Below are 15,273 nucleotides of genomic sequence, written 5' to 3' on the forward strand. Positions count from 1 at the left end.
ATTGTCTACCGTCTCGGCATGAATTTGCCCGCGACCGCCGAGCGCGCACCCGGCACCGCATCGCGCCCCCGGCGCCGGGCCTGGGGCCTGCGGCTGGCCGCCCTGGCCGGGCTCGCCGTGCTGTGGCAGCTCACGGCCACCGTCATGGACAATCCGGCGTTCATCCCGGCCCCGGCCGCGGTCTGGCACCGGCTCGTCCAGACGTCGACCGACGGCTACAGCGGGTACACCCTCATCGAGCACCTCGGCGTCAGCCTGCGCCGGATCCTCATCGGCTCGGCCATCGGCGTCGCCGGCGGCCTGCTCGTCGGCGTCGTGATGGGCACCGTCGCCTGGGTGCGGGTCGTCACCGAGCCGGTCGTCACGTTCGTGCGGGCGCTGCCGCCGCTGGCGTACTTCAGCCTGTTCATCATCTGGTTCGGCATCGACGAGACGCCGAAGCTGTGGCTGCTGTCGATCGCCGCGCTGCCGCCCGTCGCCGTGGCCACCGCGTCCGCCGTCGGCTCCGCCCCCACCGCCCTGGTCGAGGCGGTCCGCGCGCTCGGCGCCGGCCGCTGGGAGTCGATCCGCGACGTGGTGCTGCCCAGCGCGCTGCCGGAGATCTTCACCGGCATCCGGCTGGCCGTCGGCATCGCCTACTCCTCCGTGGTGGCGGCCGAGACCATCAACGGCGTCCCGGGCATCGGCGGCATGGTCCGCGACGCCCAGCGGTACTCCCAGACCGACGTCGTCGTCCTCGGCCTCTTCGCCATCGGCCTCTCCGGGCTCGCCATCGACGCCGGGCTCCGCCTGATCGAACAGCGCCTCATTCCGTGGCGCGGTCGCTCCTGAGAAGGAATCCCCCCTTGAAGAAGTTCCTCGCACTGGCCACCGCGGCCGTCCTGACGCTCACCGCCTGCGGCAACGGCGCGGCCGCCGGCAACAAGGACGCCTCCCGCAAGACCATCCGGCTGGCGTACCAGGCATTCCCGTCCGGCGACCTGATCGTCAAGAACCAGGGCCTGCTCGAGAAGGCGCTGCCCGACTACACGATCACGTGGACCAAGTTCGACTCCGGAGCCAGCATCAACACCGCGTTCGTCGCCGGCAGCATCGACATCGCGGCCATCGGCTCCAGCCCTGTCGCACGCGGGCTGTCGGCCCCGCTGAACATCCCGTACCAGGTCGCGTTCGTCCTCGACGTGGCCGGCGACAACGAGGCACTCGTCGCCCGCAACGGCACCAACATCTCGTCGGTCGCCGACCTGCGCGGGCACAAGGTGGCCACGCCGTTCGCGTCCACCGCGCACTACAGCCTCCTCGCCGCGCTCAACCAGGCCGGCGTCAAGGAGTCGGAGCTGACGATCGTCGACCTCGAGCCGCAGGACATCCAGGCCGCCTGGGCCCGCGGTGACCTCGACGCCGCCTACACCTGGCTGCCGTCGCTCGACGAGCTCAAGAAGACCGGCAAGGTGCTCATCTCCAGCCGGCAGCTGGCCACCGCGGGCAAGCCGACCCTCGACCTCGGCGTCGTGTCGGCCGCGTTCGCCAACGCCCACCCCGACGCCGTCGACGCCTGGCGCAAGGCCGAGGCGAAGGCCCTCGACATCATCGCCCAGCAGCCCGACGCCGCCGCCGAGGCGGTCGGCAAGGAGCTCAACATCTCCGCCGCCGACGCCAAGCATCAGCTGAGCCAGGGCGTGTTCCTCAAACCCTCCGAGTTGTACTCGCAGGAGTGGCTCGGCACCGACGGCAACGTCGGGGATCTGGCGAAGAACCTGCTCGCGGCGGCCCAGTTCCTGAAGGCGCAGAACAAGATCGACGCGGTCCCGGACGCCTCCGCCGTCGAGAAGGCCATCTACACCAGGGGCCTGCCCGGTGTCCTCTCCTGAGCCCGCCGTCGACATCGAGGACGTCGAGCACCGCTACGGGGCGGTGACGGCGCTCGGCCCGGTGCGCCTCACCGTCCCGGCCGGGCAGTTCCTGGTGCTGGTCGGGGCGTCGGGCTGCGGGAAGAGCACGCTGCTGCGCCTCATCGCCGGGTTCGAGCAGCCAAGCGCCGGACGCGTGCGGGTGAACGGGGCGCAGCCGGTGCCCGGGCGCGGGGCGGGCCTGGTCTTCCAGGCACCCCGGCTGCTGCCGTGGAAGACCGTCGGCGGCAACGTCGAGCTGGCGCTGCGCTACGCCGGCGTGCCCCGCGAGGACCGCCCGGCCCGCGTCGGCGAGCTGCTGGAGCGGGTGGGGCTGCCCGACGTCGCGAACCGGCGGACCTGGCAGATCTCGGGTGGCCAGCAGCAACGGGTGGCGCTGGCGCGGGCTCTGGCGGTACCGAATCCGCTGCTGCTGCTCGACGAACCGTTCGCCGCGTTGGACGCGCTGACCCGCGAGCGACTGCAGGAGGACCTGCGCCAGGTTTCCGCCGCGAGCGGGCGCACGTGCATCTTCGTCACCCACAGCGTCGACGAGGCGGTGTTCCTGGGCAGCCGGGTCGTCGTGCTGACGCAACGGCCGGGGCGCGTCGCGCTCGACGTGCCGATCGACCTGCCCCGGGCCGGCGTCGACGCCGAGGAGCTGCGCCGGGCACCCGAGTTCACCGCATACCGCGCCGAGGTCAGGAGCACTGTATGAAACTGGAGCCACTCGGGCCGCGCTTCGCCGCCGAGGTCCACGACATCGACCTCGACCGGGCGAGCGACGAGACGATCGCCGAGGTGCGGGCGGCGCTCGTCGAGCACAAGGTGCTGTTCTTCCGCGACCAGCCGCTCGACGACGACGGGCACGTGCGCCTCGGGCGGCGCCTCGGCGAGCTCACCGCCTCGCACCCGGTGGTCGGCGGCGTCGACGAGGCCCACCCCGAGGTGTACGCGCTGGACAGCAGCGACGGCGGCTTCGCCGACGTGTGGCACACCGACGTGACATTCGTGCGCCGCCCGCCGCTCGGCTCGATCCTGCGCGCGGTCACGCTGCCCGCGACCGGCGGCGACACGAACTGGGCGGACAGCCAGCTCGCCTACGAGTCGCTGTCGGCGCCGGTGCGGCGGCTGGCCGATCAGCTCGTCGCGGTCCACGACGGCAACCGCGAGTTCGGCTACTACCTGGCCCAGCGCCGCGGCGGGCGGGGCAACGAGTGGGACGGCGAGGTGGTCACCCGCCTCGACCCGGTCGAGCACCCCGTCGTGCGGGTGCACCCGGAGACCGGGCGGCGCGGGCTGTTCGTCAACCCGGGCTTCACCTCCCACATCGTGGGCGTCTCGGAGGCGGAGAGCCGCGGGATCCTCGACCTGCTCTACGCCCACCTGACCAAGCCCGAACACATCGTGCGGCACCGCTGGCGGGCCGGTGACGTGGCGATGTGGGACAACCGCAGCACCGCCCACTACGCCAACCGGGACTACGGAAGTGAGCGGCGGGTCATGCACCGCATTACACTCCGGGGTGATATCCCGATTGGTCCGATCGGATAAGGGGAATAGCTGTGGCGATGGCCCGGCCCGACTTCCTGATCGCCGGGGTGCCCAAGGCCGGCACCTCGGCACTGCACGCCGCACTGGCACCGCACCCGCAGCTGTACCTCTCCGCGGTCAAGGAGCCCAAGTTCTTCCTGACCGACGGGCCCCCGCCGCGCCACGGCGGCCCCGGCGACGTGCAGACCTACCAGGAGCACGTGTGGCGGCGCGAGGACTACGAGGCCCTGTTCGCCCCGGCCCCGCCCGGCGCGCTGACGGGTGAGGCGACCCCGTTCTACCTGCACGACCTGGACGCGCACGAGCGCATCGCCAAGCTGCTGCCGGACGTCCGCCTGATCCTCGTCCTGCGCGACCCCGTCGACCGGGCCCACTCCAACTGGGCCCACCTGTTCGGCGCCGGCCTGGAGCCGGAGGCCGACTTCCTGCGGGCGGTCGAGCTCGAGCAGCGCCGCAAGGCGGCCGGCTGGGCCCCGTTCTGGCACTACACGGACCTGGGGCGCTACGGCAGCCAGCTCGAGCACCTCCTGCGCCACGTCCCGCGCGAACGGGTGCTGCTCCTGCGCTACCGCGACCTGCGCGACGACCCCGCCGGCACCCTCGACCGGGTGTGCGCGTTCCTCGGGGTCGAGACCGGCCGGCTGCGCGCGGCGCCGCCGGACAACGTCCGGCCGTTCGTGGCCGACACGCCGGCGAATGCGGCAATCCGTCTCGCGCTGCGCACCGGCGGGCGCATCGGCCACCGCTTCCCCCGGCCGGTGCGCAAGGTGTTCCGCACGCCGCTGCTCAACCTGCTGCATCGCGGGCACCAGTCGCGTCCGTTCGTGACACCGGCGCAACGCGCGGCCCTGCTGCCTCGTTTCGCCGATGAGATCCGCAAGCTCGAAGACGTGAGCGGGGAGTCCTACGCCGACTGGCTCAGCCTCGAGCACGCCAGCCGCTACCGGCCCTAGCCCGCAGCGGCCGGCCGGGTTAGCTTCGACCGCGTCAGCCTCAAGCCATCGACCGTCGCTCCGAGAGGAACCACCTTGTCTGTACCGCCACCGCTGCCCCGCCTCCAGGACTCGACGGTGGCGGTCGCCCCGCCGGACGGGGGCACCGGCACCTGGGCGGGCGCCCCGAGCGCGTGGCGGCACGGCGAGGACATCTACCTCGCGTATCGCCTGCGCCGCCCCATCGGCGAGGGCCGCGGCTACGCCAACGTCGTCGCCCGCTCCACCGACGGCGTCGAGTTCACCCCGGTCGCCGAGGTGCACAAGGACCGCTTCGGCGGCGCCTCCCTGGAGCGCCCCGCGCTTGTCCGCACACCCGAGGGCCGCTGGCGGCTGTACGTGAGCGTCGCCACCCCCGGCACCAAACACTGGCGCGTCGACGTCCTCGAGGCCGACCGCCCCGAGGACCTCACCGACGCCCCCGCGAAGACCGTCCTGCCCGGCGACCACACCGTCGGCGTCAAGGACCCGGTGGTGCACTTCGACGGCGCCCGGTGGCACCTGTGGGCGTCGTGCCACCCGCTCGAGTCGGACGAGCACGCCGACCGCATGTCCACCTGGTATGCCACCAGCCCCGACGGCCTCGCCTGGCAGTGGCAGGGCGTGGCCCTCACCGGCCGGCCCGGCGCCTGGGACGCGCGCGGCGTGCGCGTCTCCGCCGTCCTGCCCACCAGCGACGGGGTCCTGGCCACCTACGACGGCCGCGCCACCGCCGAGGAGAACTGGGAGGAGCGCACCGGTGTGGCCACCGGCACCTTCGGCGCGCTCACCGCGACCGGGGGCGAGCCGGTCACGTCGCCGCACGCACCGGGCGGGCTGCGGTACCTCACCCTTGTCACGCTCGCCGGCGGCCGGCGCCGCCTCTACTACGAGATGACCCGCGCGGACGGCGCCCACGAGCTGCGCACCGAGGTGATCTGAGGCGGTCGGCGTCGGCGGTCAGGCGCCGAGCCAGGCCTCCGCCAGGAGCTCGAAGGAGCGCAGCCGGTCGGCCGGGTCGTGGGTGATGGTCGTGACAAGCAGCTCGTCGGCCTGCGTGACCCGGCGCAGCGTCTGCAGCCGCTCGGCCACCGCATCGGCCGTGCCGACGAAGCGGGTGTCGAGCCGGTCACGGACCAGCGCCTGGTCCGCGTCCGACCACGGCAGCGCGGCCGCCTCCGCCGGCGTCGGGTACGGGATCGCGCCCGTGCCCGTCCGGATGCTGCGGACCCAGTGCCGGAACGGCGAGCCCAGGTGCGCGGCCCGCTCGGCGGTGCCGGCCACGAGGACGTCGGCCGAGACCATGACGTAGGGGCGGTCCAGGACGCCGGGGCGGAACGCGGACCGGTAGGCCTCCACCGCCTCGAGCACGTTGGACGGCGCCACGTGGTAGTTCGCGGCGAACGGCAGGCCCCGCTCGCCGGCCACGCGGGCGCTCTCCCCGCCGCTGGAGCCGAGCACCCACAGCTGCGTCTTGGCGCCCTCGCCCGGCGTGGCGTGCACGTCGTAGCCGGCGCGGTGCAGGGTGCCGGCGATGAGGGCCTGGAGGTCGTCGACGATCGACGGGAACGGGGCCGGCTCGGCACCCGGCTGGCGCAGCAGCGTGGCGTAGGCGGCGAAGCGCGGGCCGGCGGCCAGCGTCGAGAAGTCGAACGGGGCCGGGATCAGCAGCCCGTCGACGACCCGGTCGGCGACGTCGGTGACCGGGGTCGGGCGCCCGCCCGAGCGGCCGAGGCCCAGGTCGATGCGGCCCGGGTGCAGCGCGTCGACGATCCCGAACTGCTCCACGACGGACAGCGGGGTCTGGTAGCCGACCTGCACGGCGCCGGAGCCGACCCGGATGCGGTCGGTGGCCGCGGCGATGAGGCCGATGAGCACGGCCGGGGCGGCGCCGGCGACGCCCCGGGCGAAGTGGTGCTCGGCGACCCAGTAGCGGGTGTAGCCGAGCGCGTCGGCGCGGCGGGCCACGTCGATCGACGTGCGCAGCGCCGCGCCCGCGTCGGAGCCCGAGCTGATCGGGGCCAGGTCCAGGATGGACAGCGGCACGTTCGTCATGCCGGCACCCCCAGGGGCCGGCTCGGGATCTCGCGGCGCAGCACCGGGGCGACCTCGGCCTGGAACAGCTCGAGGGACGCGCGGTGCTGCTTGTCGGTGAGGCCGTCGGCGTCGGCCTGGACGTGCATCACCTCGTGGCCGAGGCGGTCGTGGTAGCGGTGGACCTTGTCGATGATCTGCTGCGGGCTGCCGACGAGCATGGAGCTGCGCTCGATCGCGTCCTCGATCGAGGTGAAGACCGGCTTGACGCCGAAGCGTTTGAAGGTCTCCAGGCGGGCGTTGAAGATCGGGCGGTACGTGTCGATCGCCACCTGCGACCGCTCGTGGACGTAGGTCCCGGCCGAGCCGGCCCCGACGAGGGCCGTCGACGGGTCGTGGCCGTGGAAGGCCAGCCGTTCGCGGTAGTGCCGGACGAGCTCCTCATAGGGCTCGACCGGGTTGGTGACGTTTGCCGAGAACAGCGGGTCGCCGTGCTGCGCGGCCAGCTCGACCGACGCCTTGCTGGTGGCGCTGCCGTGCCAGATGCGGATCGGCTGCTGCAGCGGGCGGGGCAGGACCTCGGCGTCGGTCAGGGACGGGCGGAACCGCCCCTCCCAGGTGACCCGGTCCTCGCGCCAGAGCCGGGTGAACAGCTCGTAGCCCTCGCGGTTGCGGTCCCACTGGTCGTCGGTGGTGACGTGGAACAGCTGGGCCTGCGCGGTGCCGTTGCCCTTGCCGACGATGAGCTCCAGCCGCCCGTCGGAGAGGTTGTCGAGTGTCGCGTAGTCCTCGTAGGCGCGGACCGGGTCGAGCAGGCTCAGCGTGGTGACCGCGGTGAACAGCCGGATGCGGCTGGTGCGGGCGGCGATGTGGCTGAGCACGACCGGCGGCGAGGAGGAGATGAACGGCGCCTCGTGGCGCTCGCCGACGCCGAAGCCGTCGAAGCCCGCCTCCTCGGCGAAGACGGCGTTGTCGACGACCTCGCGCAGCCGGTCGCGCGGGGACTTCGTGCGGTCGTGGACGATCAGTGTGATGGCCAGGAATTTCATCGCGCCAGCCCCAGGTGTTCGCGCAGCGTCGTGGTGGTGTATTCGGCGCGGAAGACCCCGCGCTCCTGCAGCAGCGGCACGACGGTGTCGACGAACTCGTCGAGGCCGCCGGGCACGATGTGCGGGACGATGATGAAGCCGTCGGCGGCGTCCTGCTGCACGAAGTCGTCGATGGTGGCGGCGACCGTCTGCGGGGTGCCGATGAACGTCTGCCGGCCGAACACCTCGATGACCACGTCGCGGAGGCCGAGGTGCTTCTCCTCCGCGAGGGCCCGCCACTGCCGGGCCGTGGCCACCGGGTCGGCGAACATCCCGGCCCGGCCCTTGATGATCGAGTCCTGCTCCGGGGCCGGGTCGAACGCGGGCAGCGGGCCCTCCGGGTCGTGGTCGCTGAGGTCCTTGTTCCACAGCTGCTCGGCGAGCAGGATCGCGGTCTGCGGGCTGACCTGCTGGCGGCGGATGTGGTGGGCCTTCTCCTGCGCGTCGGCCTCGGAGGTGCCGAGCACGAACGTGCTGGCGGGCAGGATCTTGAGGTCCTCCGGCCGGCGGCCGTGGCGGGCCAGGCGGCCCTTCACGTCGGCGTAGAACGCCTTGCCGTCCTCGAGGGTGCCGTGCCGGGAGAAGATGGCGTCGGCGTCGCGGGCCGCGAACTCGCGCCCGGCGTCGGAGTCGCCGGCCTGCAGGATCACCGGGCGCCCCTGCGGGCTGTGCGGGATCGGGAAGTTCCCGGCGATGTCGATGTGCTGTCCCTTGTGGACGAACGCGCCGGGGTCGGCCTGCCGCGACCAGACGCCGGCCGCACGGTCGGCGACGATCTCGTCGGCCGCCCAGGTGGCGAAGAGCTCCCTGACGGTCTGCAGGACCTCGGCCGCGCGGGAGTAGCGGTCGTTGCGGTCGAGGTAGCCGCCGCGGCGGAAGTTCTCGCCGGTGAACGCGTCCCAGGAGGTGACGACGTTCCAGCCGGCCCGCCCGCCGGACAGGTGGTCGAACGAGGCGAGCTTGCGGGCCAGCTCGAGCGGCTCGTTGAACGTCGAGTTGAACGTGCCGGTCAGCCCGAGGTGGGTGGTGACCGCGGCCAGCCCGGCCAGGACCGTCAGGTTGTCGGGCCGGCCGACGACGTCGAGGTCGTGGATGCGGCCGCGCTGCTCGCGCAGGCGCAGCCCCTCGGCCAGGAAGAAAAAGTCGAACTTCCCGCGCTCGGCGGTCTGCGCGAGGCGGCGGAACGACTCGAACTCGATCTGGCTGCCGGACGCCGGGTCGCTCCACACCGTGGTGTTGTTGACGCCGGGGAAGTGCGCGGCGAGGATCACCTGCTTCGTGCTCATGCCGCCCTACCTTTCATAGCGAGCCCAGGTTTGATATTGATCTGGGTTGACGCGGGCGAGGCAGGTATGGCTTTCATGCTGGCTGCCGTCGATGGTTCAGGACGCATGGCCGCCTGCCTCGTCTGCTCTTGCTGACTGCTGATTGGGCTCTGCGATCCATCGCTGTGTAGGGCGTTGACGGCGGCAAGAGCGCGCGGTGACAGGCCATGGGAGAAGGGAGTCAGATGGCTGTCGCGGTCGGAGTCGATGTGGCCAAGGAACTGCACTGGGCCGCCATCGTGCACACCGAGACCGGGAAACTGCTGGCCAGCTGCAAGGTAGCCAACGAACCGGCGGCGATCCATGAGTTGATCGACCAGATCCACGCGGCCGAGGGCGATCACGGCCCGGCGACGGTCGCGATCGACGTACTCGGCGGGATCGCCGGGCTGTTGCAGGTCATGCTCAGCGACGCCGGCTTGGACCTGGTCCACGTATCCGGGCTGGCAGTCAACCGGGCCCGGCGGGCCACCCGCGGTGGCGAGCACAAGTCGGATCCGCGCGATGCCAAGGTGATCGCCGATCAGATCCGGCTGCGCCGCGAGGAACTGCGCCCGGTCACCACCGACACCGACGCCGATGCCGAACTGCGGCTGCTGGCCGGACGCCGCCGGGAGCTCGTGGTCGATCAGACCCGCCGCATCGCACGGCTGCGGGACCTGCTCGCCTCGATCCATCCCGGCCTCGAACGCGTGCTCGACCCGACCAACAAAGCCGATGCCGCACTGCTGGCCCGCTATGTCACCCCGGCCGAAATCCGCCGCGCCGGCCGCAACCGGATCATCACCTACCTGCGCACCACCGGCCGGCACAACACCGCCGTCATCACGGCCTTGGCCGACAAAGCCCTGACCGCCGCAACCGGGCAGCACCTCACGGTGCCCGGCGAGGCAGTCGCTGCCGACATCGTGCGTGACCTCGCCCGCGAGGTGCTCGCCGGCCGCGACAAACTCGCCGCGATCGACGCCCGGCTCGCCGAGGCGCTCACCCGCCACCCTGACGCGGCCCTCGTCCAGTCCCTGCCCGGGATGGGGGCCACCCTGACCGCCGAGTTCCTCGCCGTGGCAGGCGGCATCAGCCGATTCGCCAGCGGCAACCAGCTCGCCTCCGCAGCCGGACTCGCCCCCGTGCTGCAACAATCCGGCAAGATGCACTACCTGCGCCGCGCCAACGCCGGCGACAAAACCCTCAAACGCATCTTCTACCAATCGGCGTTCTGCGCCCTGCAACGAGACCCGGCCAGCCGCGCCTTCTACGACCGCAAACGAGCCGAAGGAAAGCGGCACCACCAAGCCCTCATCGCCCTGGCCCGCCGACGCATCAACGTCCTGCACGCCATCCTGCGCACCCGGCAGCCCTACCAAGCAAACTTTGCTCTCGCCTCTTGACTCAGACATTAGGCTGCGATCTCCTCGGTGCGGGCGTAGCGGTTCGCGGGTCGCGCGAGGCCGAGGTGGCCGCGCAGGGTGGTCTCGGTGTAGCCGGTGCGGAACACGCCCCGCTCCCGCAGGATCGGCACCAGTTCGTCGACGATCGCGTCCAGGTCGGCCGGCAGCGCCCCCGGCCGCAGCCGGAACCCGTCGAGCCCGGCCGCCCGCCACCGCAGGAGCAGATCGGCCAGCTCCGCCGCACTTCCCGCAAACACGAAGGCATCGCTGCTGTACTGTCCGGAGCCCGCCGAATCCAGCCGCTGCTTGCGGGCCGGGTCCAGGAACACGTTCACGTCGGCGAACACGAGCAGCCGGCGGTCGGTCAGCGAGCGCACCTCGTCGACGATCGCGCGGGCGTGGCCGGCGTCGGCCGGGGTGACGAAGACGACGTCCGCGCCGGCGGCGGCGAACTCGTACGGCACCCGAGAGTGCGCGAGCGCGGTGACGACCGGCTGGCCCTGCGGCGGGCGGGGCGTGATCGACGGGCCCTTGACGCTGAAGTGCTTCCCGGCGAAGTCGATGTAGTGCAGCTTGTCGCGGTCGACGAAGCGCCCCGTGGCCGCGTCGCGGATGACGGCGTCGTCCTCCCAGCTGTCCCAGAGCCGGCGCACGACCTCGATGTGGTCGGCGGCGTCCTCGAACAGGCCCGAGATCAGCTCGGGGTCGATGGCGTCCGGGTCGCCGTTCGCGGCGGCGAGGGCGGCCGCGACGACGTCGGGGTCGACGGCGACGCGGGCCCGCCAGCCGGCCCGGCCGGTGCTGATGTAGTCGAGGGTGGCCAGCTGGGTGGAGACGTGGAACGGCTCGGTCGTCGTGGTCAGCACCGTGGGGACCAGGCCGATGCGGCTGGTCAGCGGGGCGACGCGGGCGGCGATGAGCAGCGCGTCGAGGTGGCCGCGGACGTTGCCGGCGCCGCCGGGGGCCAGGCCGTGGGAGTCCTCGATGGTGACGAAGTCGAGCGCGCCCTCCTCGGCCCGGCGCACCAGCCCCAGCCAGTAGTCGGCGGTGAACAGCTCCTCGGTCCGCGCGGACTCCTCGCGCCAGGCCGCCGGGTGCCAGCCGGCGCCGTCGAGGGCCACCGCGAGGTGCAGGGGGTCGGTCGTGCTCATGCCCGGTACTCCCGGTCGGCGGGGCGGGCGTCGAGGGCCCCGGCGATGGTGACCCTCTGTGACCGCCTGCCGAACCGGTCGGCGCCGGTGCGGTAACGCCCCGGGGCGGGGGCGGCCGGTACGTGGCCGGTGCATCGGCAGCGCGGCCGGGTGTCGTCGGGAGTGCGGGTTATGCGGTACACGCCGCGGGCCTCGGTATCGACCGGGCTGACCAGACGGCTGGAGCGGGGCGGTTTCGACATGCGGGACCTCCGTTGTGCCGGAGCAATAGCCGACTTATCCTACGTGCAAGATATGTTTTTGGCGAGGGCTTCGTGACATGGCCGACAGGAACGCCCATCGACCGTTGACAGTCACGCTGAGCCACTGCTCAACTGGCCGACACCACCCGACGAGCCACCCCGAGGAATGTCCATGCGTGGATACATAGGTCGATACCTGGCCGGCCTGGCCGCCGTCGCGCTGCTGACCGCCGGCTGCGGCGGCGGCGCGGCCGAGGACCCGGGAGCCGCCGCGGGCGCGCCGGTCACCGGCGGCAAGCTGACGTGGGCGGTGGAGACCGAGCCGGTCACCTTCAACCCGCACCAGTACGCGCAGGCCAAGGCCCGGCTGCTGGTCTGGAACAGCTTCGAGGCGCTCCTCACGCACGACGAGAAGGGCGGCTACGTCCCGTGGCTGGCGAAGTCCTACGAGGCCTCGTCCGACGGCAAGGCGTACACCTTCAAGCTGCGTGACGACGTGAAGTTCCACGACGGCGACAGGTTCGACGCCGCCGCGGTCAAGGCGAACCTCGACCAGCTCCTCGTGCCGGGCTACGCTCCGGGCGTCACGTCGACGCAGCTCAAGTACTACGCCGGGGCCAAGGTCGTCGACAGCTCCACCATCGAGGTCGACCTCAAGCAACCCGACGTGGGCATCCTGGACTTCTTCGCCTCGCCGCAGGGCGCGCAGATCTCGCCGAAGTCGCTCAAGAGCCCGAACCTCAAGGCCGGCGGCCCGGACGTGGTCGGCACCGGCCCGTTCATCCTCGACCGCTACAGCAAGGGCCAGGAGGTCCACTACAAGAAGAACCCGGACTACCACTGGGCGCCGGCCAACGCGGGGCACCAGGGCGCCGCGTATCTCGACGAGGTCACGTACCGGTTCCTCAAGGAGTCCTCGGTCCGCGTCGGCGCGCTCACCTCGCAGCAGGTCGACGTCATCGAGGGCGTCCCCGCCACCGAGCAGGGCCTGGTCAAGGCCGACCCCAACCTGCAGTTCAGCCAGCACCTCAACAGCGGTACCGCGTACAACTATTACTTCAACCAGACCAGGGCGCCGTTCAACGACATCAGGGTCCGCAAGGCGTTCCGCGACGCGGTCGACGTCGACGGGGTCCTGCAGGGCGTGTACCGCGGCACCGCGACCCGGGCCTGGAGCATCCTGAGCCCGTCCGGGCCGTACTACGACGCGTCGCTGGAGAAGACCTACGGCAACGACCCGGCCGAGGCCGGCAGGCTGCTCGACGAGGCCGGCTGGGCCACCAGGGACGCCGATGGCTTCCGCACCAAGGACGGCGCCCGGCTCACCGTGCGCATCGTGCTGTCGGCGCCGTTCGTGCGCGACAAGCGCGACATCCTGGCCCAGGCCGTCCAGGCCGCGGTCAAGCAGTCGGCCGGCATCGACCTGCAGGTGAAGGTCGTCGACCAGGGCACCGCCACCGACGCGCTCAACAAGGGCGAGTTCGAGGTCTTCGACAACTCCCGGGCCGACACCGACGCCGGCGCCGCGCTCACGCTGATCGTGCCCAAGGGCGCCCCGATCAACCGGCACGGCTTCACCAGCCCCGAGCTCGACGCGCAGGTCGCGGCCGGCTCGGCGACGTCCGACCCGGCCAAGCGCAAGGAGATCTACACCTCCATCCAGCGCACGCTCACCGACAACGCGACACTGCTGCCCCTCTACGCCCCGGCGGACCAGATCGCCGCCCAGAAGACGGTCGGCGGCCTCGGCTTCGAGCCGACCGCGGGGGTACCGGGCAGCGCCTACAACGTCTGGATCGGAAAGTAGCAACCATGTGGCGAGCCGTACTCCGGCGCCTCGGCAGCGGGGCGGTGGTCCTCTGGGCCGCCGCCACCGCGGCCTACCTGGCGCTGCACCTGGCGCCCGGCGACACCGTCGACACGCTCGTCGGCGACGGGCCGGACACCCCGCAGATCCGCGCGCAGATCGCGGCCGACCTCGGCCTGGACCGCCCCGCGGTGGTGCAGTACGTCACCTACCTGTGGCGGCTGCTGCACGGTGACTTCGGCCGCTCCTACGTCCTGCAGCGCCCCGTCACCGACATCATCGCCAGCCAGGTCTGGCCGACGGTGAAGCTGACCCTGGCCGCGAGTGCATTCACCGTCGTCGTGGCGCTCGGGCTGGCCCTGCTCAGCACCGGGCGCACCGGCCGGTGGCGCTGGGTGCGCGGGCTGGCCTCGGCCCTGGAGCTCTCGGCCGTCTCCGCGCCCGGCTTCCTCATCGGCATCCTGCTGCTGAGCGTCTTCTCGTTCCGCTTCGGCTGGTTCCCGGTCTCCGGCGACCGCGACCTGTCCGCGCTCGTCCTGCCCGCACTGTCGCTGGCCCTGCCGCTCGGCGGCCTGCTCAGCCAGGTCATCCGGGAGGGCCTCGAACGCGCGCTCGACGAGCCGTTCGCGGTGACCGCCCGCTCCCGCGGGCTGACCCGCCAGGCGCTGCTGTGGCGCCATGCGCTGCGCCACGCCCTGCTGCCCGCCGTCACCCTGGCCGGCACGCTCATCGGCTTCCTGCTCAGCGCGGCCGTCGTCGTCGAACGCGTCTTCGGCCGGCCGGGCCTGGGCCAGGTCGCCACCGACGCCGTGGGCACCAAGGACATCCCCGTGGTCCTCGCCGTGGTGATGCTGTCGGCCGCCATCTACGTCGCGCTCAGCACGCTGGCCGACCTGACGTACCTCATCATCGACCCCCGGCTGCGGAAGGGCTGACATGTCGATCACGCTCTCGGCCACGCCCGCCACCAGCGCCCAGCCGGCCCCGGCGCCCGCGGAGGAGCGCCGGTCCCGGCTGCGGCGGCTCCGGGCTCCCGGGCTCGTCGCCGCGGTCGTCGTCATCGCGCTGATCCTGATCGCCGCGATCGCCCCCGGGCTGCTGACCGGCGCCGACCCGCTGGCCGCCGACCCGTTCGCGGCCCTGCAGGCGCCCAGCGGCGGGCACTGGTTCGGCACCGACCAGCTCGGCCGCGACGTGTTCACCCGCACCGTCCACGGCGCCCGGTACTCCCTGGCCATCGGCGCCGCCTCGACCGCGCTGTCGCTGCTGGCTGGCGGGCTCGTCGGGCTCCTCGCGGGCCTCGCGCCCCGGTGGATCGACGAGGTCCTCAGCCGCGCCCTCGATGTGCTGTCGGCCTTTCCGGAGGTACTCCTGGCGCTGCTCTTCATCGCCTTCACCGAGCCCGGCACCCCCAGTCTGGTGCTGGCCATCGCCCTGGCGTTCGCACCGCGCTACGGGCGCATCGTGCGGGCCCAGACCCTGCTGGTGCGCCGGGCCGGATACGTCGAGCAGGCGGTCACGTTCGGCCTGTCCCGGGCCCGGCTGGTCTGGCGGCACGTCCTGCCCAACGTCCTCGGGCCGCTGCCGATCCTGGCCACCATCGGCCTGGGCACCGCGATCGTCAACGCGTCGGCCCTGTCGTTCCTCGGCATGGGCCCGCAGCCGCCGACCCCGGAGTGGGGCGCGATGCTCGCCGAGAGCCGCAGCTACCTGCGCGTCGCCTGGTGGTCGGCGATCCTGCCGGGCGCGACCCTCACCATGACCGTCATCGCGCTGACCGCCCTCGGCCGCCGGCTGCAGCGCCGCTTCGAAGGCAGGCGCTGA

Annotated in this window: 14 protein-coding genes; 10 read left to right on the plus strand and 4 right to left on the minus strand. The window is 72.4% G+C overall.

What is annotated here, in order from left to right; all coding sequences use genetic code 11:
- The first annotated feature begins 18 nt into the window (after positions 1–18).
- From Dvina_RS28235 to Dvina_RS28260, 6 genes are all read left to right on the plus strand, one after another.
- Complete coding sequence (locus tag Dvina_RS28235; RefSeq protein WP_223092362.1) at positions 19–831, plus strand: ABC transporter permease; 813 nt, start codon at positions 19–21, stop codon at positions 829–831.
- A 14-nt stretch (positions 832–845) separates the two neighbouring features.
- Entirely contained in the window at positions 846–1,871 is a 1,026-nt protein-coding gene (locus Dvina_RS28240) for a taurine ABC transporter substrate-binding protein (protein ID WP_223092363.1), read from the plus strand.
- Positions 1,858–2,607, plus strand: coding sequence for an ABC transporter ATP-binding protein (locus Dvina_RS28245; RefSeq protein ID WP_223092364.1), 750 nt, complete (start codon positions 1,858–1,860; stop codon positions 2,605–2,607). Before Dvina_RS28240 ends, Dvina_RS28245 begins: the two co-directional genes overlap by 14 nt.
- Entirely contained in the window at positions 2,604–3,443 is an 840-nt protein-coding gene (locus tag Dvina_RS28250; RefSeq protein ID WP_223092365.1) for a TauD/TfdA dioxygenase family protein, read from the plus strand. The genes Dvina_RS28245 and Dvina_RS28250 overlap by 4 nt, the downstream gene beginning before the upstream one ends.
- Before the next feature lie 17 nt (positions 3,444–3,460).
- Positions 3,461–4,396, plus strand: a complete 936-nt coding sequence (locus Dvina_RS28255; RefSeq protein WP_223092366.1) for a sulfotransferase family protein — start codon at positions 3,461–3,463, stop codon at positions 4,394–4,396.
- Between the two features lie 75 nt (positions 4,397–4,471).
- Positions 4,472–5,356: a hypothetical protein gene (locus Dvina_RS28260; protein WP_246655371.1), complete on the plus strand. Its 885-nt coding sequence runs from the start codon at positions 4,472–4,474 to the stop codon at positions 5,354–5,356.
- Between the two features lie 18 nt (positions 5,357–5,374).
- On the opposite strand, the gene Dvina_RS28265 is transcribed toward Dvina_RS28260, so the two are convergent.
- From Dvina_RS28265 to Dvina_RS28275, 3 genes are read right to left on the minus strand one after another with little or no spacing between them, the layout of a single operon-like run.
- Positions 5,375–6,469: an LLM class flavin-dependent oxidoreductase gene (locus Dvina_RS28265; RefSeq protein ID WP_223092367.1), complete on the minus strand. Its 1,095-nt coding sequence runs from the start codon at positions 6,467–6,469 to the stop codon at positions 5,375–5,377.
- Positions 6,466–7,497 carry an LLM class flavin-dependent oxidoreductase gene (locus Dvina_RS28270; RefSeq protein WP_223092368.1) on the minus strand — a complete coding sequence of 344 codons (1,032 nt, stop codon included), beginning with the start codon at positions 7,495–7,497 and terminating at the stop codon, positions 6,466–6,468. The genes Dvina_RS28265 and Dvina_RS28270 overlap by 4 nt, the downstream gene beginning before the upstream one ends.
- Positions 7,494–8,822, minus strand: a complete 1,329-nt coding sequence (locus Dvina_RS28275; protein ID WP_223092369.1) for an NtaA/DmoA family FMN-dependent monooxygenase — start codon at positions 8,820–8,822, stop codon at positions 7,494–7,496. The genes Dvina_RS28270 and Dvina_RS28275 overlap by 4 nt, the downstream gene beginning before the upstream one ends.
- A 224-nt stretch (positions 8,823–9,046) precedes the next feature.
- Here Dvina_RS28275 and Dvina_RS28280 point away from each other — a divergent pair, with 224 nt between their 5' ends.
- Positions 9,047–10,249: an IS110 family RNA-guided transposase gene (locus Dvina_RS28280; protein WP_223092370.1), complete on the plus strand. Its 1,203-nt coding sequence runs from the start codon at positions 9,047–9,049 to the stop codon at positions 10,247–10,249.
- Between the two features lie 8 nt (positions 10,250–10,257).
- Here the strand turns inward: Dvina_RS28280 and Dvina_RS28285 are convergent, their stop codons facing one another.
- The gene (locus tag Dvina_RS28285) at positions 10,258–11,400 is read right to left on the minus strand and encodes an LLM class flavin-dependent oxidoreductase (protein ID WP_223092371.1); all 1,143 of its coding nucleotides are present in this window, start codon (positions 11,398–11,400) and stop codon (positions 10,258–10,260) included.
- Positions 11,401–11,814: 414 nt separating this feature from the next.
- Between Dvina_RS28285 and Dvina_RS28290 the strand changes: the two genes are divergently transcribed.
- The 3 genes from Dvina_RS28290 to Dvina_RS28300 are packed head-to-tail and all read left to right on the plus strand — an operon-like array spanning position 11,815 to position 15,273.
- Positions 11,815–13,449: an ABC transporter substrate-binding protein gene (locus Dvina_RS28290; RefSeq protein WP_223092372.1), complete on the plus strand. Its 1,635-nt coding sequence runs from the start codon at positions 11,815–11,817 to the stop codon at positions 13,447–13,449.
- 5 nt (positions 13,450–13,454) lie between these two features.
- Positions 13,455–14,384: an ABC transporter permease gene (locus Dvina_RS28295; RefSeq protein WP_223092373.1), complete on the plus strand. Its 930-nt coding sequence runs from the start codon at positions 13,455–13,457 to the stop codon at positions 14,382–14,384.
- A gap of 1 nt (position 14,385) precedes the next feature.
- Positions 14,386–15,273 carry an ABC transporter permease gene (locus Dvina_RS28300; RefSeq protein ID WP_223092374.1) on the plus strand — a complete coding sequence of 296 codons (888 nt, stop codon included), beginning with the start codon at positions 14,386–14,388 and terminating at the stop codon, positions 15,271–15,273.

This window comes from Dactylosporangium vinaceum, assembly GCF_019904175.1.
GTDB classification, from domain to species: domain Bacteria; phylum Actinomycetota; class Actinomycetes; order Mycobacteriales; family Micromonosporaceae; genus Dactylosporangium; species Dactylosporangium vinaceum.